An 18,551-nucleotide genomic window follows, 5' to 3' on the forward strand; every position below is an offset into this window, starting at 1 on the left:
CCCTCAGCCTATCCAGCCACCACCGGACGCAGCCGCTCGGGCAACAGCCGCTGGGCCCGACTCAGGTCGATCTCGGCCAGCAGCAACCCCACCTGACCATGGGGCTGCCACGCCAGGACGTCGCCGTCGGGATCGATCACAGCCGAGGTGGTCGGCGAGTTCGGCTCGGCGCAGTTCACGGTGGCGTACCAGATCCCGTTCTCCGCAGCGCGGCAACGGGCCGCCGCCTCGTGGAAGCTGTTGCCCGGCTCGGCATATCCCTGGGGTACCCAGCCACCGGGGTCGGCCCGGCTGTAGTGCGGGTGCACCACCAACTGGGCGCCGGCGCGGGCTGCCCAGCGGACGGTCTCCGGGTAGCGGAAGCCCTCATGACAGATGGACACCCCGACCAGCAGCCCGGCCACCTCGAACAGCCGCCGGCTCTCGCCGGGCTCGTAGCGCGCGTCCTCGCTGGGGTCCAGCTGCACCTTGTCCTGCCAGCCGAGAATCGTCCCGGCCGCATTGATCACCAGCGCGGTGATCCGCAGCCGATCGGCCTCCCAGCGTTCGGTGCCCATCACCACGGCGACGCCCACCCGTCCGGCCACCTCGGCGAGATGCTGATGGGCATCATGCAGCCACGCGGCGTCCATGATCGGCACCGGAGCGCCCAGCGCCCGGTAGCCGGGGACGAAGCACTCCGGGAAGCACACCAGCTCTGCTCCGGCGGCAGCTGCCTCGCGGATCGCGGCCTCAGCGGCCTCGACCGCTGCGCTGGGTGAGGTCGGGAAAGCCAGGCTGGCCAGGGCGATCGTCGTCATGGCCAGAGCCTAACTTCAGCCGACCACGATCGGATCCACCCGAACCCGGACCGGATCCTGCTTCTTGGCGGCACGCACCGAGAGCACCTCGCGCAGCCGGACCAGCAGGTCGGCGGCTCTGGGTGGCTGGCAACGCAGGGTGACCCGTCCATCGGTGGAGTCCGGGCTGCCGGGAATCGCGAACGGGCCGGCGACGACGACCTCAGATCCCAGGGCCAGCGCCGTGAGCACCTCGGTCAGGGTGGCTGTGCTGCCTTCGATGGCGACCAGCTTCTGGGCCGGTGGGAAGCCGGCCGCGCGCCGCTCAGCCAACTCGGTGGCCGCGAAACCGGCCGGATCCAGGCGGATCAGGCCCTGCACCTCGCGCAACCCGGGCTCGGCGACGATCACCACGGTGCCGCCGTCCTCCGCGGGCCGGACGAGTGCGGTGACGGCCAGCCAGCGGCGCAGCGACTCCTCCCCTGCCCGCAGATCCGGACGAGCCAGCATCTGCTCGGCGTCCAGCAGGATCGCGGCTGCGTAGCCGTCCCGTGCCGGCGGGGCCGCCCCGGGGGTGGCCAGCACCAGGACGGACTTGCTGCCCACCTCGGTGACCCGGTGATCGGCGCTGGCTTGAATCACGGTGGTGCCTGGGAATGCCTTGCCGAACTCCTCGGCAGTTCGGGCCACCCCGGCAACCGGACGGCGTAGCCGCTGGTCACCGCACTCGGGGCAGCGCCACGCCTTCAGTAGAGGACCGCACCAGCGACAGCTCGGTGCCGCACCCGCCTCCTGGATCAGCCCCTGACCACAGTTCGGGCACCGGGCGGGCGTCCGGCAGTTCTGGCAGGCCAGATATGGCGCGTAGCCGGCCCGGGGCACCTGAACCAGCACCGGTCCCGCGGCAAGCCCGGCGCGGACGGCCTGGAAGGCCTGCTGCGGCAGTCGGACCCACTCCGGCTCCCGGCTGGGCATGGCCCCGGCTGCGCGGACCGCCGGAGCCAGCCGACGCGTCGCCGAGGGAGACAGCTCCAGTGGGGCCAGCCAGCCTCGCTCGAGCAGTTGGGCCACCTCTGCGGTCCGGCTGTGGGCCGCCAGGAGCAGCGCACAGGAGGCCTGGTGCGCCCGCATGGCCGCCACCTCGCGGGCATGCCAGTAGGGCGCGTGCGGCTCGGCATAGGTGTCGCTGCCGTCGTCCCAGACAGCGATCAGGCCCAGTCGGTCCACCGGAGCGAAGATCGCCGCCCGGGTGCCGATCACCAGCTGCACTGCGCCACGACTGGCCGCCAGGAAGTTGCGATAACGCTGGGCCGGGCCGGCATCGGCGGCCAAGACCGCGTAACTGCCCTTGCCGAACCGCTGTCGACAGGCGGCCTCCAGCCGCTCCAGACTGCGCGCCTCCGGGACGATCAGCAGGGCACCGCGCCCACCGGACAGGGTCGCGGCCGCGGCCTCGACGAACCCCAAGGCCCAGTCGCCCTCGGGTCGAGCTGCCGGCAGCACCGTCCACGCCGCCCGTGGACGGCCCGTGGCGAGCTCGGCCAGGAATCGGTCTCCGGCCGGATAGCTGGTCAGACAGTGGGGCGCCACCGGTTCGAGGTGCGGTGCGGGATAGTCCGGCGGCTCGGCCTTCTCGGTGGCGGCATGACGCGGCGGCACCGCGGTCCGGATCACGTCGGCGAAGCTCCCGGCGTAGTGGTCGGCGGTGGCCCGGATCAGCTCGGCCACTCCCGAGCGCAGCACCGGCTCGGGTGAGATCACCTTGTGCAGCGGGGCGAGCTTGTCCCGCTCCCCCGGCTCGGTGCGCTCCAGTAGGAAGCCGTCGCGCAGCTGGCCGGCGAACCGCATCTTCACCCGGACCCCGGGTTGGGCGGCCTCGTCCAGCTCGGCCGGAACCAGATAGTCGAAGGGACGATCCAGGTTGGCCAGCGGCAGGTCGACTGCCACCCTCGCTACCGGACGCTCCATGCCAGGCATCGTAGAGCGCTGCCCCGACAGCTGTGGTCGGCTAGCCCCTGACTGCCGCGGCCAGTGCCTCGGCCCGGTCGGTGCGCTCCCAGGTCATCTCGGGCAGCTCCCGTCCGAAGTGGCCGTAGTTGGTCACCTTGGAGTAGATCGGACGAATCAGGTCCAGATCACGGATGATGGCGGCCGGACGCAGGTCGAACACGCTCAGTACGGCATCGGTGATCTGCTCCTGGGGCACCTTCTCGGTGCCGAAGCACTCGGTGTAGAAGCCGACCGGGTGAGCGCGTCCGATGGCGTAGGCCACCTGGACCTCGCAGCGATCGGCCAGCCCGGCGGCCACCACGTTCTTGGCCACCCAGCGCATCGCATAGGCCGCCGAACGATCCACCTTCGAGGGATCCTTGCCGGAGAAGGCACCACCGCCGTGGCGGGCCATACCGCCGTAGCTATCCACGATGATCTTGCGCCCGGTCACCCCGGCATCACCCATCGGGCCGCCGATCACGAACTTCCCGGTCGGGTTCACGTAGGTCTTCAGCCCTGCCGTGCTGATCGAGTAGCGAGCCAGCACCGGGTCGATCACCCGGGCCTTCAGCTCGGCGGCGATCAGCGCCTGGCTGGCGGACTCGAGGTGCTGGGTGGAGACCACCACGGTGTCCACCCGGACCGGACGGTCGCCGTCGTACTCGATGGTCACCTGGGTCTTGCCGTCGGGAAGGACGAAGTCGAGCTCATGTTCGTGACGCACCCGAGCCAGCTGCTCAGCCAGCCGGTGCGCGATGTCGATCGGCAACGGCATCAAGGTGGCGGTGTCGGTGCAGGCATAGCCGAACATCAGCCCCTGATCGCCGGCGCCCTGGGCGTCCAGCGCATCGAAGGAGCCCTCGGCCCGCTGTTCCTCGGCCTGGTTCACGCCCTGAGCGATATCGGGTGACTGCGCACCCAGCGAGACCAGCACCCCGCAGGAGTTTCCGTCGAAGCTGGCCGCGGTCGAGTTGTAGCCGATCTGAAGAATCCGGCGCCGGGCCAGCTTGGCGATGTCGGCGTAAGCCTTCGTGGTCACCTCGCCGGCGACCACCACCAGGCCAGTGCTGACCAGCGTCTCCACGGCCACCCGGGAGGCGGGATCCTTCTGCAGGAGCTTGTCCAGGACGGCATCGGAGATGGCGTCGGCGACCTTGTCCGGGTGACCCTCGGTAACGGACTCCGACGTGAACAGACGGCTCATGACGCCAACCTCTTTCGCACTGCTTCGGACGCACTCAGGATCGCGTGCGCCACCGTGGTCTTGGAACCTGCTGCGGTGGCCACCTCGCCGTCGGCATCGATGATCGTGACCTGGTTCTCCTCGGCGCCGAACACAGCACCGCCGGAGACATCGTTGAGGACCAGCAGTTGGCAGCCCTTGCGAGCCAGCTTTGCCTGGCCCAGGGCCCGCAGCTCGGCCGGGTCGGCAGCGGTCTCGGCCGCGAACCCGACCAGCACCTGGTGCGGCGGTCGGTGGCCGGCCAGCCCGGCCAGGACGTCCGTGGTCTGCACGAGTTCGAGGTTCAGCCCCGCATCGCCGGACTTCTTCAACTTCACCGGGCTCGGTGCGGTCACCGTGTAGTCGGCCGGGGCCGCGGCCATCACGACCAGGTCTGCCGCAGCGGCGTGGACGTCCATGGCTGCGGCCAGTTCGGCCGTGGAGCCCACGTCGACCACGTCGACCGCGGCCGGCGGCTCGGTGGCCAGGTTCGCGGCCACCAGAGTCACTCGGGCGCCGCGCTGGACGGCGGCCCGGGCCAGTGCCACCCCCATCAGTCCCGAGGACGAGTTGCCGATGAAGCGGACCGGGTCGAGATGCTCGCGGGTACCACCGGCGCTGATCACCACGGTGCGTCCGGCCAAGTCCTGGGCGGCCATCAGGGCACCGACGGACGGATCAGCCAGCACTGCCAGCGCGCTGGCCTCGATGTCGGCCGGCTCGGGAAGCCGTCCGGGGCCGGAATCCGGCCCGGTCAGGCGTCCGATCGCCGGCTCCAGCACCACCGCGCCGCGGGAGCGGAGAGTCGCCACATTGGACCGAGTTGCGGCGTGCTGCCACATCTCGGTGTGCATGGCCGGAGCGAAGACCACCGGGCAATGGGCGGTCAGCAGGACGTTGGTGAGCAGATCGTCGGCTCGTCCGGACGCTGCCCGGGCCAACAGATCGGCAGTGGCCGGAGCCACCAGAACCAGATCGGCCTCTCGACCGATCCGGACGTGGTTGACCAGCTCACCGGCTTCGAAGACGCCGCTATGCACTGGACGTCCGGACAGCGCCGCCCAGGTGGTGGCGCCGACGAAGTTCAGCGCATTGGCAGTGGGAACCACCTCGACCTCGTGGCCGGCCTCGGTCAGCCGACGCAACAGCAGGCACGACTTGTACGCCGCGATTCCACCGGAAACGCCGAGGACGATCCGACTCATGGCCGGAGGCTCAGCTCAGTGCGTCGTCAGAACCGAACGGGTCGAACGAGAAGTCGGGGTCGGCCTGCGCCTCAGCACGAGCAGCCGCTTCGGCCTCGGGATCGATCTGAGTGCACTCGAGCACTCCGGCGTTCACCTCGCGCAGCGCGATCGAGAGCGGCTTCTCCTGGATGCCGATGTCCACCAGGGGCCCGACGTTCTCCAGCAGGCCCTCGCCGAGCTGGGAGTAGTAGGCGTTGATCTGCCGCGCGCGCTTGGCGGCGAACAGCACCAGCCGGTACTTCGAGTCCACCTTCGTCAGCAGCTCGTCGATCGGCGGATTGGTGATCCCCTCGGGAGTGTGAGTGCTCAAGTTCTGCTTCCTGATCGGGTGCTATCGGCGAGACGAGTCCGTCCCAGCCGTCACAGACCCAACAACTCTACCAACTCTGCGGTCGCAGTGCCTAAATCGTCGTTCACGATCACGTGATCGAACTCGCTGACCGCAGCGAGTTCGTCGGCAGCGGTGCGCAGCCGACGAGCCATCTGTTCCTCGGTTTCGGTGCCCCGATGACGCAGACGCTCCTGCAACGTCTGCGGCGACGGAGGTGCAATGAAGACCATCCGGCAGTTCGGCAGGTGCTTCTTGACCTGCCGAGCGCCCTGGATCTCGATCTCGAGAATCACCTTCTTGCCCTGCTCCACGGCAGCCAGCGCGGGTGCAGCCGGGGTGCCGTAGCGGTCAGTGCCATGAACCAAAGCCCACTCCAACAGACCGTCGGTCGCGATCAACTCGTCGAACTCGGCGTTGCTGATGAAGTGGTAGTGCAGTCCGTCGATCTCGCCGGGCCTGGGTGACCTGGTGGTCACCGAGACCGACAGCCAGACTTCCGGGTGGACCGCCAGCAGCGCCTGAACCAGAGTTCCCTTGCCTACTGCTGACGGACCAGAGATGACGGTGACGTCACCGATCACTGAACTCCGCTTTCAGGCCCGCCACCTGGTGGCGGCCCAGACCGCGGATGCGGCGATTGGGGGCGATGTCGAGACGCTCCATGACCAGGGCAGCGCGCTTCTCGCCGACGCGAGGCAGGGCCTTCAGCAGGTCGACTACCTTCACGTGGGCCAGAACGTCGTCCCCGGCGGCGGAGTCCAGAGCCTTCGACAGGCTCAGTTCGCCACTGCGAACCTTGCCCTTCAGATCAGCGCGCCGACGGCGTGCCTCAGTAGCTGCTGCACGGGCGGCTTCAAGTTGCTCGGTGGTGAGCTGCGGAATAGTCACTGGAATGCCTTCGTGTGGGGTACAGGAGCCTTCAATTGCGACACAAACCTAGCGGCATCTTGGGCAAGCTGCGTGGATATCCGGCAAGGTCTGTTTCAGGAGTCGTGTCGTGCCGCGTCCGGAATCTGGCCAATCAACTGTACAGCCTTGTCACGCAGGGATTGCCGATCAGGGCCTGAACCGAGCAGCTCGCGTCCCACCATCGGCAGAACCTTCCCGAAAGCGGGTCCGAACAGGGTCGGGAGGTCGCTCATCCGGCCCCCCTGGGCACCGATCCCCGGTACCAGGATCGATCCATTGAACGCGGCGAGGTCGCAACCCAGGTTCTGGTGAGTGGCTCCGATCACCAGGCCGATGGCCGGCTGACCGGACGCCGCGTTGGCGGCGATGGCCTGATCAACGATCTCCTGGGCCACGGAATGGCCCTCGGTCTGAGCGAGCTGGACCTGCCCGCCCTCGGGGTTGGACGTCCGGGCCAGCACGTAGACGCCTCGTCCGTTCTCAACCGCAAGGTCGAAGGCCGGCTGCAGTGAGCCGAAGCCCAGGAAAGGCGACACGGTGATGGCATCGGCGGACAGCGGCGCACCGTCGGCCAGATAGGCCTGCGCGTAGGCGGTCATGGTCGAGCCGATGTCGCCACGCTTCACGTCCAGGATCGACAGCGCTCCGGCGGCGCGAATGTCGGCCAGCAGCCGCTCCAGCACGGCGATCCCGGCCGACCCGAATGACTCGAAGAAGGCCGACTGCGGCTTGATCACAGCCACCTGCTCGCCAAGTGCTTCGACCAGCTGACGGCTGAATCGCTCCAGCCCGGACGCGGTGCTCTCCAGGCCCCAGGCGGACAGGAGCCCCGGATGTGGATCCACCCCGACGCACAGGGCGCCACGAGCGGCGCTCACCTGCGACAGCCGTGCCAGATAACCGGTCATGCCCGCTCCTTGTCTGCTGCATTGATGGCGGCCAACAATCCGGGGCCGCCGTAGATGAACCCGGTGTACAGCTGAATGAGCGCGGCGCCGGCGTCGAACATGGCCGACGCGTCGTCGGCGGTCATGATCCCGCCCACGCCGATCACCGGCAGGCCGGACCGGCTGGCAAGATAGCCGACCACCTCGCGAGCCCGCTGGGTCAGCGGCGCTCCGGACAGGCCGCCGGTGAGTTCGGCCAGCGGACGATCGGCAGCTGCCAACCCTTCCCGGCCCAGCGTGGTGTTGGTGGCGATCAGCCCGGCCGCGCCCTGGCGCTGGCAGACCTCCAGCACCTCGTCGAGCTGGCCCCAGCTGAGGTCGGGGGCGACCTTCACGAAGATCGGCAGCGGCTCCCCCTGCGTCGCGGACTCGGCCACCAGTGCGCCGACCAGGTCCGACAGTGCCCCGGCGTCCTGCAGGCTGCGCAGCCCCGGGGTGTTCGGACTGGACACGTTCACGGCTAGGTAGTCGGCGTGCGGCGCCAATGCCCGCAACGAGACCAGGTAGTCATCGATGGCCTGATCCAGCTCGACCAGCTTGGTCTTCCCGATCGAGATCCCGATCGGAAGGCCGGCCGCGCCATTGCCCCGGAACACCCCACGGGCGGCCAGGGTCGCGGCCACCGCCGCGGCCCCAGGGTTGTTGAAACCCATCCGGTTGATCAGCGCCGAACTGGACCGCAGTCGGAACACCCGCGGACGGTCGTTGCCGGGCTGCGCCCGCCCGGTGATGGTGCCGAGCTCGGCGAAGCCGAACCCCAGCCCCGCCCAGGAGAGCACCGCAGTGGCGTCCTTGTCCAAGCCGGCGGCCAGGCCGACCCGGTTCGGGAAGTCGATGCCGGCCACCGTGGTCGGACGTCCAGGGCCGGCGGCCAACAACCGGATCAGCCCGCGGACGGCCGGGTTCGACCCGACCGTGGCCAGGGTGTGGATCATTGCCTCGTGGATCCGCTCGGGGTCTCCCCCGTAGCTGGCGAACATCGCCGGACGCAGCACCCGCCGGTAACCGGCAGCCAGGACGGGTAGCGGCAGGCTCATCCGACGATCCCGGCCAACTCCGCTCGCATGGCCGCGCTCCACTCCTGCAGCGAGCGCACTTCGACGCTGCCGCGGCGCAGTGCCTCGATCCCCTGCACACAGGCGGCCAGGCCCTGCACGGTGGTCACACACGGCACGTCGGCCAAGATCGCGGCCGAGCGGATCTGCCAGCCGTCGCGACGCGGGTTGCCGTCACGGGAGACACCTTGCGGGGTGTTGAAGATCAGGTCGACTTCGCCGTCCAGGATCGCCTGGACGACGGTCTTCTCACCGTTGGGGCCGGGGCCCTGGCTGGCCTTGCGGATCACGGTCACCTCGACGTCCTGGCGACGCAGGACCTGGGCGGTACCGGCCGTGGCCAACACCGTGAAGCCCAGATCGGCCAGCCGCTTCACCGGGAAGATGGCGTGCCGCTTGTCCCGGTTGGCGATGGAGACGAACACGGTGCCACTGGTGGGCACCGAGCCGAACGAGGCGGCCTGGCTCTTGGCGAAGGCGTTGCCGAAGGTGACGTCCAGGCCCATGACTTCGCCGGTCGACTTCATCTCGGGCCCGAGCAGGGTGTCCACCCAGGAACCGTCCGCGGTCCGGAATCGGTTGAACGGCATCACGGCTTCCTTCACCGCGATCGGTGCCGACTCCAGCGTGGTGGTGCCGTCCAGACCAGGGGCGCGCAGCACTCCGCTGGTCCGCAACTGGGCGATGGTCGCGCCGAGCGAGATCAGGGTGGCTGCCTTGGCCAACTGGGTGTCGGTCGCCTTGGAGACGAACGGGACGGTCCGCGAGGCGCGCGGGTTGGCCTCGAGCACGTACAGGACGTCGCCGAGCAGGGCGTACTGGATGTTCAGCAGGCCGCGGACGCCGACCCCGCGGGCGATGGCCTCGGTGGAGCTGCGGATGGCGTCCACCACCTCGCTGCCCAGGGTGATCGACGGCAGCGAGCAAGCCGAATCGCCGGAGTGGATGCCGGCCTCTTCGATGTGCTCCATGACGCCACCCAGGTACAACTCGGTGCCGTCGTACAGGGCGTCCACATCGATCTCGATGGCATCGTCGAGGAACCGGTCGACCAGCACCGGGTGGGCCGGAGTGATGTCGGTGGCCCGCTCGATGTAGCCGGCCAGCGAGGCATCGTCGTAGACGATCTCCATGCCGCGCCCGCCGAGCACGTAGGAGGGCCGGACCAGTACCGGGTAGCCGATGTCGTGGGCGATCTCCAGGGCCCCGGCAGCCGTCTCGGCCATGCCGTAGGCCGGTGCCGGCAGCCCGGCGTCGGACAGCACCTTGCCGAACGCACCGCGCTCCTCGGCCAGTTCGATGGCCTCGGGCTGGGTGCCCACGATCGGGACCCCGGCATCCTTCAGCGCCTGGGCCAGCTTCAGCGGCGTCTGCCCGCCGAGCTGGACGATCACACCGGCCACCGGTCCGGCCAACGACTCGGCGTGGAAGACCTCCAGGACGTCCTCCAGAGTCAGCGGCTCGAAATAGAGCCGGTCGGAGGTGTCGTAGTCGGTGGAGACGGTCTCGGGGTTGCAGTTCACCATCACCGACTCGTAGCCGGCCTCCCGCAGCGCCATGGACGCGTGGACGCAGGAGTAGTCGAACTCGATCCCCTGCCCGATCCGGTTCGGTCCCGATCCCAGGATCAGCACGGCCGGACGCTCGCGCGGGGCCACCTCGGTCTCCAGGTCGTAGGACGAGTAGTGGTACGGCGTGGTCGCCGCGAACTCGGCCGCGCAGGTGTCCACGGTCTTGTACACCGGCCGCACTCCCAGCGCCCAGCGCAGTCCGCGCACCACTTCGGTGGACAGCTTGCGCAGCCCGGCGATCTGGGTGTCGGCCAGGCCGTGCCGCTTGGCCAGCCGAAGCAGATCGGCGGTCAGCTCGGGAGCAGTTCGAACCGCCTCTGCCACTTCGTAGATCAGGTGCAGCTGGTCGACGAACCAGGGATCGATCTTGGTGGCTTCGAAGACCTGCTCGCGGGTGGCGCCGACCCGGAAGGCGGACATCACCAGGCTCAGCCGTCCGTCCTGCGGCCGCGACATCTCGGTGAGCAGCTCGTCGAGGCTGCGGGTCACCGGAGTGACGAAGTCGAAGCCGGCCTTGGCGTCCTCGAGCGAGCGCAGCGCCTTGCCCAGGGCTTCGGTGAAGTTGCGTCCGATGGCCATGGCCTCGCCCACGCTCTTCATGTGCGTGGTCAGGGTCGAATCGGCGGTCGGGAACTTCTCGAAGGCGAACCGCGGCGCCTTGACCACGACGTAGTCCAGCGTCGGCTCGAAGGAGGCCGGAGTCTCGGCCGTGATGTCGTTGGGGATCTCGTCGAGGGTGTAGCCGACGGCCACCTTGGCCGCGATCTTGGCGATCGGGAAGCCGGTGGCCTTCGAGGCCAGCGCGGACGACCGGGACACCCGCGGATTCATCTCGATCACGATCATCCGACCGTTGTCGGGGTTGATCGCGAACTGGATGTTGCAGCCGCCGGTGTCGACGCCGACCGCGCGGATCACGGCGATACCGACGTCACGCATGGCCTGGTACTCACGGTCGGTCAGGGTCATGGCCGGGGCCACGGTGATCGAGTCACCAGTGTGCACGCCCATCGGGTCGAGGTTCTCGATGGAGCAGACGATCACCACGTTGTCTGCCTTGTCCCGCATGACCTCGAGCTCGTACTCCTTCCAGCCGAGCACCGACTCCTCGATCAGCACCTCGGTGACCGGGGACGCGGACAGGCCGCTGCCGGCGATCCGGCGCAGCTCCTCCTCGTCGTGGGCGAAGCCGGAGCCGACCCCACCCATGGTGAAGCTCGGCCGAACCACCAGCGGGTAGCCCAGGTCGTCCACCGCGGCCAGCACCTCGTCGATGCTGTGGCAGATCGCCGAGCGCGCCACTTCGGGGTTCACCCCGGGGACGTTGAGGCTGGTGACGATCTGCTTGAACTTCTCCCGGTCCTCACCGGACTGGATGGCCTCAAAGGAGGCGCCGATCAGTTCGACGCCGTACTTGGCGAGGACTCCGGACTCGTGCAGCGAGACCGCGGCATTCAGTGCGGTCTGGCCGCCCAGGGTGGCCAGCAGGGCGTCGGGACGCTCCCGCTCGATCACTCGCTCCAGGTAGAACGGGGTGATCGGCTCGACATAGGTGGCGTCGGCGAACTCGGGGTCGGTCATGATCGTGGCCGGGTTGGAGTTCACCAGGATCACCCGGAAGCCCTCTTCGCGCAGCACCCGGCAGGCCTGGGTGCCCGAGTAGTCGAACTCACAGGCCTGGCCGATCACGATCGGCCCGGAGCCGATCACCAGGATCGAGGAGATATCGGTCCGCTTCGGCATCAGGCGCGCCCCTCCGACTCACGATTGGCCGCCATCATGTCGACGAAGCGGTCGAACAGGTAGGCGGCGTCGTGTGGACCGGCCGCCGCCTCTGGGTGGTATTGGACCGAGAACCCGCGCAGCTGTTGTCCGGCTCCGCGCAGTTCCAGGCCTTCGACCACACCGTCATTCAGGTTCACATGCGAGACCCGGGCCTCGCCCCACGGGGTGGCCACGCCGAGGTCCTTGGGGGCGTCCACTGCGAAACCGTGATTGTGGGCGGTCACCTCGACCTTGCGGGTGGTCAGGTCCATCACCGGCTGGTTGATCCCGCGGTGGCCGTACTTGAGCTTGTAGGTGCCGAACCCCAAGGCTCGGCCGAAGATCTGGTTGCCGAAGCAGATCCCGAAGAAGGGCAGCCGGGCGTCCAGCACCTGGGTGAGCAGGGTGGTCTCCTGGTCCGCGGTCGCCGGGTCGCCCGGTCCGTTGGAGAAGAACACCCCGTCCGGACCGAGCTCCTTGATCTGGTCGATGGTGGAGGTGGCCGGAAGGACGTGCACCTCGATGCCGCGCTCGGCCATCCGATGCGGGGTCATGTCCTTGATGCCCAGGTCGATGGCGGCCACGGTGAACCGCTTCTCGCCGATCGCCGGGGTGGTCTCCGGTTCACTCACGGTGACATCGGCCACCAGGTTGGCTCCGGCCATCTGCGGTGAGGCCAGCACCTTGGCCAGCAGCCGCTGGGGATCCAGCTCGAGGGTGGACACGCCCACCCGCATGGCGCCGTGGTCGCGCAGGTGCCGGGTCAGCGCCCGAGTATCGACCTCGGCGACTCCGACCACACCCTGGCGGCGCAGTTCCTCGTCCAGCGACCGGTTCGACCGCCAGTTGGAGCGCATCCGAGACAGATCGCGGACCACGTAACCGGCCACCCAGATCTTGTCGGACTCGTCGTCCTCGTCGTTCCACCCGGTGTTGCCGATGTGCGGCGCCGTGGCGATCACCACCTGCCGGTGGTAGCTGGGATCGGTCAGGGTCTCCTGGTAGCCGGACATTCCGGTGGAGAAGACCGCCTCGCCGAAGGTCTCACCTTGGGCGCCGAAGGAGGACCCTCGGAACCAACGGCCGTCCTCCAAAACCAGTAACGCTGGGGTGTGCTGGGCAGGGAACAGGCTGTCGGGCATAAACGTCCTTTTGTTGACCGGGTCGAGACTAGCAAAGCGTCCCGGTACCGTCGGTGACGCTACTCGCTCTCCGGACGCGTGGTGCGTACCAATGCGCCCAGGACTCCGTTGAGGAAGGCAGGCGACTCGTCGGTGGAAAGCTCGGTGGCCAGCGTCAGGCACTCGGCCAGGACGATCGCCGGGTCGGTGTCGGTGTGCAGGATCTCGAAGGCGGCCAGCCGGGCCAGGTTGCGGTCGACCCGCGGCATGCGCTCGACGCTCCAGCCGTCCGGCAAGTGCTTGGCCAGCGCGGCATCCAGCGCGGATACCGAGTTGGTGACCCCGGTCACCAACTCCGCAGAGAACGGACGAACCGCAGGGTCGGCCCATTCGGTGTGATCGGCCAGGATCTGCGCGGCCGGAAGCTCGCGCAGATCCGCCTCGAAGAGGATGTCCAGCGCACGCTTACGCGCCTTCGTCCGAGTGGTGCCTCGCTTGGTGGGGGCAGCCTCAGCCACGCTCAGACCCGACCGAGGTAGCTGCCGTCGCGAGTGTCCACCTTGACCCGCTCGCCGGTGGTGATGAACAGCGGCACCTGGATCTGCAGGCCGGTCTCGACGGTGGCCGGCTTGGTGCCACCGGTCGAGCGGTCGCCCTGCAGGCCCGGCTCGGTGTAGGTGATCTCCAGCTCGACCGAGGTCGGCATGTCGATGAACAGCGGGTTGCCCTCGTGCAGCGCCACGGTGGCGATGCCGTTCTCGAGCAGGTAGTTCTTGGCGTCGCCGACGACCTCGTCGCTGATGTTCAGCTGGTCGTAGGTGTCGGTGTCCATGAACACGAAGTTCTCACCGTCGTGGTAGAGGTACTGCATCTCGCGGCGATCAACGCTCGCGGTCTCCACCTTGGTGTCGGAGTTGAAGGTGCGATCGACGACCTTGCCGGTGAGCACGTGCTTGAGCTTCGAGCGGACCACAGTGTTGCCCTTGCCAGGCTTGTGATGCTGGAACCAGATGACGGTCCACAACTGGCCTTCGAGATCGAGGACCATGCCGTTCTTCAGATCATTGGTGGATGCCGTTGCCACTGAGAGCCCGCTTTCGGTTGCTAGGTGAAATCGCGACCGCTCAGTCTAGCGGCCGAAGGCCCACCCCGGCGAACCCGGAGCCTGTGGGCAGGAGGCGGCGCCTGCCGGAGTCAGTCGACCAGGGCAGCGTAGGCGTCGGCCAGCAGCTGTTCGTCCGGATCGACGCAGACCCGGGCCTTGGCCAATCCGGTCAGCAGAATGAACCGCAAGTTGGCTCCCCTGGTCTTCTTGTCCAGGTTCATGGCCTCGCGCAGGCCGGCCCATTCGCCGTCGTGGCTGATCGGAAGTCCGGCCAGCTTCAGCACCCGACGGTGCCGCGCCAGCAGGTCGTCGTCGATCATCCCCTGCCGATGAGCCAGCTCGGCGGCGAACACCATCCCCACCGAAATGGCCTCACCGTGCCGCCAGGTGAACCGCTCGTAGCGCTCGATGGCGTGGCCCAGGGTGTGACCGTAGTTGAGCAACTCGCGCCCGATGTCGGAGCCCTGCGAGGTGCGCTCGCGCAGATCGGCGCTGACCACCCGGGCCTTCACCTCCACAGCCAACCGAACCAGCCGCGCCTGCAGGTCACTGCCGGCCCGAAGCGCCTCGACCGGATCGGCCTCGAACTCGTCCAGGATCCGCGGATCGGCAATGAACCCTGCCTTCAGTACTTCGGCCAGGCCACCGCGCAGCTCGGAGCTGGGCAGAGTCTCTAGGAAGTCCAGGTCGCACAGCACCGCGAACGGCTCGAAGAAGTTGCCGACCAGGTTCTTGCCGGCCGGCAGGTTGATCCCGGTCTTGCCGCCGACGGCCGCGTCCACCATGGCCAGCAGGGAAGTCGGCATGCCGATGTAGCGGACGCCGCGCAGCCAGGTCGCGGCAGCGAAGCCGGCCAGATCGGTGGTCGATCCCCCACCCAGGCCGATCACCGCATCGGAGCGGGTGATCCCTGCCTCGGCCAACCCCTCCCAACACTGGGCCAACGTGGCGGCGGTCTTCGCCGACTCCGAACCCGGGACCGGGATGAAGGTGACTTCCTGGCTAAGACCGAAAGCCACCTGGCGGGCCTGGTCGACGAGGTTCTCGGCATAGATGATCGCGACCTTGTCGATGCCGTCCAGAAACTCGGGCAGCAGGCGACTGTTTCCGTGGCAGACGAGCACCGGGTACGGATGCTCGGCGGAGACATTGATCGGATCCCAGCTCATACGTGCTCCTCGTCGATCAGAATCGTTCGAGCCACGTCCGCTGCGTCCAGCCGGTCGGTGGCCAGGCGCATCGTGGCCACGTCGCGATACCAGATTGCCCGCTCTTGCAGCATGGCGTCCAATCGGTTCCGGATAGCGATCAGAGTTTCCAGTCCCAGTGAATTCATGCCCAGCCGCCGGGTTATCGCTACCACCGAAGCCTCTAGCCAGACGACCTTCAATCCGGCCAGGGCAGACCGCACAGCATCGGACTCGACGGCGCTGCCGCCCAGCACCACCACCCCCGGCTCGGCCAGGGCCAGCACGCTGTGCCGCTCCTCAGCCTCCCGGTAGCGCGCCGTCCCTTCGGGCGTCGCGTAGGCCTCCTCGGCGGAGAGTCGAAGCTCGGCCTCGACCCGTTCGTCCACCTCGACCAGGGGCAGCTGCAGCTCGGCAGCCAGCAGCGCCCCCACGGTGGACTTGCCAACTCCCGGGGCCCCGACCAGGACCATCGCCGGACGGCTCAATCCAGGCGCCGCTCAGCCAGACGCTTCAGGTAGTGCTGGAAGTTGGCGCGCACCTCGCCGAGGGAGTCACCGCCGAACTTCTCGTTGGCCACCTCGGCCAGCACCAGCGCCACCATGGCCTCGGCCACCACCCCGGCAGCCGGCACCGCACACACGTCCGAGCGCTGATGGTGAGCCTGGGCTGCCTCGCCGGTGGCCACGTCGATGGTGGCCAGCGCCCGCGGCACCGTGGCGATCGGCTTCATGGCCGCGCGCACGCGCAGCACCTCGCCGTTGCTCATTCCGCCTTCGGTACCGCCAGAGCGGTTGCTGCTGCGCCGGGGACCGGTGGCACCGGGGAAGATCTCGTCGTGAGCCTGGCTCCCGCGGACCTGGGCCAGGGCAAAGCCGTCGCCGACCTCGACACCCTTGATGGCCTGGATCCCCATCAGGGCACCGGCCAGCTTGGCATCGAGGCGTCGATCACCGGCGATGTGCGAGCCCAGTCCGGGCGGAACGTTGAAGGCCAGCACCTCGACCACGCCGCCCAGGGTGTCCCCGGCGGACTTGGCGGCTTCGACCTCGGCCTGCATGGCCAGGCTGGTCGGCTGGTCGGCACAGCGCATCGGGTCGGCATCGATTCGGGCCAGGTCGGACGCGGTCGGCAACTCCTCCGCCGTGCTGGCTACCGCACCGATCCGGACCACGTGACTGATCACGCTGATCCCGAAGGCCTGCTCCAGGTAGGCCTTGGCCACCGCACCCAGCGCCACCCGAGCCGCGGTCTCCCGGGCCGAAGCGCGCTCCAGAATCGGACGGGCCTCGTCCCAGTCGTACTTCTGCATGCCCGGCAGGTCGGCATGGCCCGGACGGGGCCGGGTCAGCGGCGCATTGCGGGCCAGTGACTCCAACTCAGCCGGATCGACCGAGTCGGGTGACATGACAACATCCCACTTCGGCCACTCCGAGTTGCCCACCATGATGGCGATCGGCGAACCCAGGGTCTCGCCGTGGCGGACGCCGGTCAGCAGCGTCACCTCGTCGGCTTCGAACTTCATTCGGGCGCCTCGTCCGGTGCCCAGTCGGCGCCGAGCCAGCGCATCGGCGACGTCCGCCGAGCTCAGTTGCAGGTGCGAGGGCAGTCCTTCGATGGTGGCGACCAGCGCCCGTCCATGGGACTCCCCAGCAGTCAAGTAACGCAGCATCAGATCAGACCATCATTTCTTGCCGTTGCACTTGTCCCGATTCGCCTGGGAGGCGGCGCACCACGCTTGGAGCTTCTCTCCGTTGGCGTCGTGCTCGGTCTTGCTGTTGGTGAACAGCGTCTCGCCGGTGTCCAGGTTCACCACCGTGAAGTAGGTCCAGTTGCCGTCCGCCGGATGCAGCGCGGCTTCCAGCGACTTCTTCGACGGGGAGGTGATCGGCCCCTTCGGCAGGCCGGCGTACAGGTAGGTGTTCCACGGCGAGTCCAACTTGCGCTCATCGGGAGTGGTGAACACGCGCCCGGTGACCTTGTTGGCAAACGCCACGGTGGCGTCGGACTGTAGCTTGCCGCCGGGGAAGATCTTCGGGTTGAGTCGGTTGTAGAAGACGCGAGCGATCTTGGCCCGGTCCTCGTCGTTCGGCCCGGCTTCCTTCTCGATGATGCTGGCCATCACGACCACCTCATAGGGAGTCAGTCCGACGCTCTTGGCGCCGTTGACCAGATCGATGTCGTTGGCCACCTGGTTGAACTGCTTGGTGGCCATCTTCAGCACGGCATCGGCCTTCGGCTTTTCGGGCACCTCGTAGGTATCCGGGAACAGGAAGCCCTCCAGACCGTTCTTGGCCCACTTCGGCAGGCCCAGCGACTTCCAGTCCTTGATGGCGGTCTCGAAGTCGGTCTTGGGGAGCCCGGTGGCCTTGCTGAGCGTGGCCACCTGCTGGGAGACCCACCGGCCCTCGGGCAGCGTCATCCAGTTGCGGACCATGTTCTTCTTGTCCAACAACATGGCCAACGCGGTGCGTGCCGGCAGCTGGGTGAGCAGGTTGTACTTGCCGGCCTGGATCTTGGTGGCGGCTTCGTTCGCCGCAGCCTCCCGGTTGAAGGCCTTGGCCGTCTTCACCACATCGGCCGTGACCAGGATGGTGGAGATCTCGCCCAGCGTTGCGCCCTTCGGGATGGTCACCACCACCGGATCGACGCCGGCACCGGCATAGTCCTCAGATGTCTGGAAGGACTGCCATGCCTCGTGCGCCTTGTCGTAGATGATCCATCCGCCGGCCACCAGGACGCCCAAGGAGAGCAGCACCGCGAAGGCGGAGCGCACCTTGTACCAGATCTCCTTGGGGTCGATCTGGCCCGTCTCTGGGTCCTTGATCCGGCCCGGGTTCCGGTCGCTCATCGGGCGTCGTCCTCTCCTGCTGTACTGGGTTCGACCAACTCCCCGGGGGCAACCCCGGTGAGCCGCTCCGAACGCAGAGCCTCCTCCAACAGTGCTACAGCGGCGGCCTGGTCGATCACCGAACGCTGGCGCCTGGTGTTGCGACCCGCGCCGGTCAGCTGACGAGATGCCGTCACCGTAGTCAGTCTCTCATCCAGCAGCCGGATCGGCACGCCTGGCGCGAAGCCGGCCAGCTGGATCGAGACCTCGCGGATGGCCAGCGCAGCTGGGCCCTCCACCCCGGCCAGGTTGCGGGGCAGACCCAGCACGATCTCCAGCGGACGGTAGTGCTCGATCAGCTCGACGAGGCGAGGCCAGGGATCGGGGACAGCCGCGACGGTCTCCACCGGGAAGGCCATGATCGCCTCGGGGTCGCTCGCCGCAACTCCGATCCTGGCTCGACCCCAGTCGAGGGCCAATCGCACGCCCGG

General features: G+C 68.2%; 18 protein-coding genes. All 18 read right to left on the bottom strand.

What is annotated here, in order from left to right:
• Nucleotides 1–8: 8 nt before the first annotated feature.
• Nucleotides 9–800 carry a carbon-nitrogen hydrolase family protein gene (locus ATK74_RS06210; RefSeq protein ID WP_098460222.1) on the bottom strand — a complete coding sequence of 264 codons (792 nt, stop codon included), beginning with the start codon at nucleotides 798–800 and terminating at the stop codon, nucleotides 9–11.
• A 15-nt stretch (nucleotides 801–815) separates the two neighbouring features.
• A complete protein-coding gene (locus ATK74_RS06215; RefSeq protein ID WP_098460223.1) occupies nucleotides 816–2,747 on the bottom strand; it encodes a primosomal protein N' in 1,932 nt (643 codons plus the stop codon).
• Nucleotides 2,748–2,787: 40 nt separating this feature from the next.
• Complete coding sequence (metK, locus tag ATK74_RS06220) at nucleotides 2,788–3,975, bottom strand: methionine adenosyltransferase (protein ID WP_098460224.1); 1,188 nt, start codon at nucleotides 3,973–3,975, stop codon at nucleotides 2,788–2,790.
• Nucleotides 3,972–5,198 carry a bifunctional phosphopantothenoylcysteine decarboxylase/phosphopantothenate--cysteine ligase CoaBC gene (coaBC, locus tag ATK74_RS06225; RefSeq protein WP_098460225.1) on the bottom strand — a complete coding sequence of 409 codons (1,227 nt, stop codon included), beginning with the start codon at nucleotides 5,196–5,198 and terminating at the stop codon, nucleotides 3,972–3,974. Before coaBC ends, metK begins: the two co-directional genes overlap by 4 nt.
• A 10-nt stretch (nucleotides 5,199–5,208) precedes the next feature.
• Nucleotides 5,209–5,550, bottom strand: coding sequence for a DNA-directed RNA polymerase subunit omega (gene rpoZ, locus ATK74_RS06230; RefSeq protein WP_098460226.1), 342 nt, complete (start codon nucleotides 5,548–5,550; stop codon nucleotides 5,209–5,211).
• A gap of 50 nt (nucleotides 5,551–5,600) precedes the next feature.
• The gene (gene gmk / locus ATK74_RS06235; RefSeq protein WP_098460227.1) at nucleotides 5,601–6,152 is read right to left on the bottom strand and encodes a guanylate kinase; all 552 of its coding nucleotides are present in this window, start codon (nucleotides 6,150–6,152) and stop codon (nucleotides 5,601–5,603) included.
• Complete coding sequence (gene mihF / locus ATK74_RS06240) at nucleotides 6,142–6,459, bottom strand: integration host factor, actinobacterial type (protein WP_098460228.1); 318 nt, start codon at nucleotides 6,457–6,459, stop codon at nucleotides 6,142–6,144. Before mihF ends, gmk begins: the two co-directional genes overlap by 11 nt.
• 95 nt (nucleotides 6,460–6,554) lie before the next feature.
• Nucleotides 6,555–7,388, bottom strand: coding sequence for an orotidine-5'-phosphate decarboxylase (gene pyrF, locus ATK74_RS06245; RefSeq protein WP_098460229.1), 834 nt, complete (start codon nucleotides 7,386–7,388; stop codon nucleotides 6,555–6,557).
• Nucleotides 7,385–8,464, bottom strand: coding sequence for a quinone-dependent dihydroorotate dehydrogenase (locus tag ATK74_RS06250; protein WP_098460230.1), 1,080 nt, complete (start codon nucleotides 8,462–8,464; stop codon nucleotides 7,385–7,387). Before ATK74_RS06250 ends, pyrF begins: the two co-directional genes overlap by 4 nt.
• The gene (gene carB, locus ATK74_RS06255) at nucleotides 8,461–11,796 is read right to left on the bottom strand and encodes a carbamoyl-phosphate synthase large subunit (RefSeq protein WP_098460231.1); all 3,336 of its coding nucleotides are present in this window, start codon (nucleotides 11,794–11,796) and stop codon (nucleotides 8,461–8,463) included. The genes ATK74_RS06250 and carB overlap by 4 nt, the downstream gene beginning before the upstream one ends.
• A complete protein-coding gene (carA, locus tag ATK74_RS06260) occupies nucleotides 11,796–12,959 on the bottom strand; it encodes a glutamine-hydrolyzing carbamoyl-phosphate synthase small subunit (protein ID WP_098460232.1) in 1,164 nt (387 codons plus the stop codon). Before carA ends, carB begins: the two co-directional genes overlap by 1 nt.
• Nucleotides 12,960–13,018: 59 nt before the next feature.
• Nucleotides 13,019–13,456, bottom strand: coding sequence for a transcription antitermination factor NusB (gene nusB, locus ATK74_RS06265; protein ID WP_098460233.1), 438 nt, complete (start codon nucleotides 13,454–13,456; stop codon nucleotides 13,019–13,021).
• Nucleotides 13,457–13,458: 2 nt separating this feature from the next.
• Nucleotides 13,459–14,022 (bottom strand): elongation factor P, encoded by a 564-nt coding sequence (gene efp, locus ATK74_RS06270; RefSeq protein ID WP_098460234.1) that lies wholly within the window; start codon nucleotides 14,020–14,022, stop codon nucleotides 13,459–13,461.
• A gap of 110 nt (nucleotides 14,023–14,132) precedes the next feature.
• Nucleotides 14,133–15,212 (bottom strand): 3-dehydroquinate synthase, encoded by a 1,080-nt coding sequence (gene aroB / locus ATK74_RS06275; RefSeq protein ID WP_098460235.1) that lies wholly within the window; start codon nucleotides 15,210–15,212, stop codon nucleotides 14,133–14,135.
• Entirely contained in the window at nucleotides 15,209–15,718 is a 510-nt protein-coding gene (locus ATK74_RS06280; RefSeq protein ID WP_143483580.1) for a shikimate kinase, read from the bottom strand. The genes aroB and ATK74_RS06280 overlap by 4 nt, the downstream gene beginning before the upstream one ends.
• Nucleotides 15,715–16,902, bottom strand: a complete 1,188-nt coding sequence (gene aroC / locus ATK74_RS06285; protein ID WP_098460237.1) for a chorismate synthase — start codon at nucleotides 16,900–16,902, stop codon at nucleotides 15,715–15,717. Before aroC ends, ATK74_RS06280 begins: the two co-directional genes overlap by 4 nt.
• 12 nt (nucleotides 16,903–16,914) lie before the next feature.
• On the bottom strand, nucleotides 16,915–18,081 hold the full coding sequence (mltG, locus tag ATK74_RS06290) for an endolytic transglycosylase MltG (RefSeq protein WP_098460238.1): 1,167 nt from the start codon (nucleotides 18,079–18,081) through the stop codon (nucleotides 16,915–16,917).
• On the bottom strand, nucleotides 18,078–18,545 hold the full coding sequence (gene ruvX / locus ATK74_RS06295) for a Holliday junction resolvase RuvX (RefSeq protein WP_245840782.1): 468 nt from the start codon (nucleotides 18,543–18,545) through the stop codon (nucleotides 18,078–18,080). The genes mltG and ruvX overlap by 4 nt, the downstream gene beginning before the upstream one ends.
• Nucleotides 18,546–18,551: the final 6 nt, after the last annotated feature.

This window comes from Propionicimonas paludicola (assembly GCF_002563675.1).
Classification (GTDB): domain Bacteria; phylum Actinomycetota; class Actinomycetes; order Propionibacteriales; family Propionibacteriaceae; genus Propionicimonas; species Propionicimonas paludicola.

Coding starts and splice junctions, on each gene's coding strand:
- coaBC (WP_098460225.1), bottom strand. CDS start 5,198: ATGAGTCGGATCGTCCTCGGCGTTTCCGGTGGAATCGCGGCGTACAAG.
- ATK74_RS06215 (WP_098460223.1), bottom strand. CDS start 2,747: ATGGAGCGTCCGGTAGCGAGGGTGGCAGTCGACCTGCCGCTGGCCAAC.
- carA (WP_098460232.1), bottom strand. CDS start 12,959: ATGCCCGACAGCCTGTTCCCTGCCCAGCACACCCCAGCGTTACTGGTT.
- pyrF (WP_098460229.1), bottom strand. CDS start 7,388: ATGACCGGTTATCTGGCACGGCTGTCGCAGGTGAGCGCCGCTCGTGGC.
- carB (WP_098460231.1), bottom strand. CDS start 11,796: ATGCCGAAGCGGACCGATATCTCCTCGATCCTGGTGATCGGCTCCGGG.
- aroB (WP_098460235.1), bottom strand. CDS start 15,212: ATGAGCTGGGATCCGATCAATGTCTCCGCCGAGCATCCGTACCCGGTG.
- mltG (WP_098460238.1), bottom strand. CDS start 18,081: ATGAGCGACCGGAACCCGGGCCGGATCAAGGACCCAGAGACGGGCCAG.
- aroC (WP_098460237.1), bottom strand. CDS start 16,902: ATGCTGCGTTACTTGACTGCTGGGGAGTCCCATGGACGGGCGCTGGTC.
- metK (WP_098460224.1), bottom strand. CDS start 3,975: ATGAGCCGTCTGTTCACGTCGGAGTCCGTTACCGAGGGTCACCCGGAC.
- ATK74_RS06210 (WP_098460222.1), bottom strand. CDS start 800: ATGACGACGATCGCCCTGGCCAGCCTGGCTTTCCCGACCTCACCCAGC.
- ATK74_RS06250 (WP_098460230.1), bottom strand. CDS start 8,464: ATGAGCCTGCCGCTACCCGTCCTGGCTGCCGGTTACCGGCGGGTGCTG.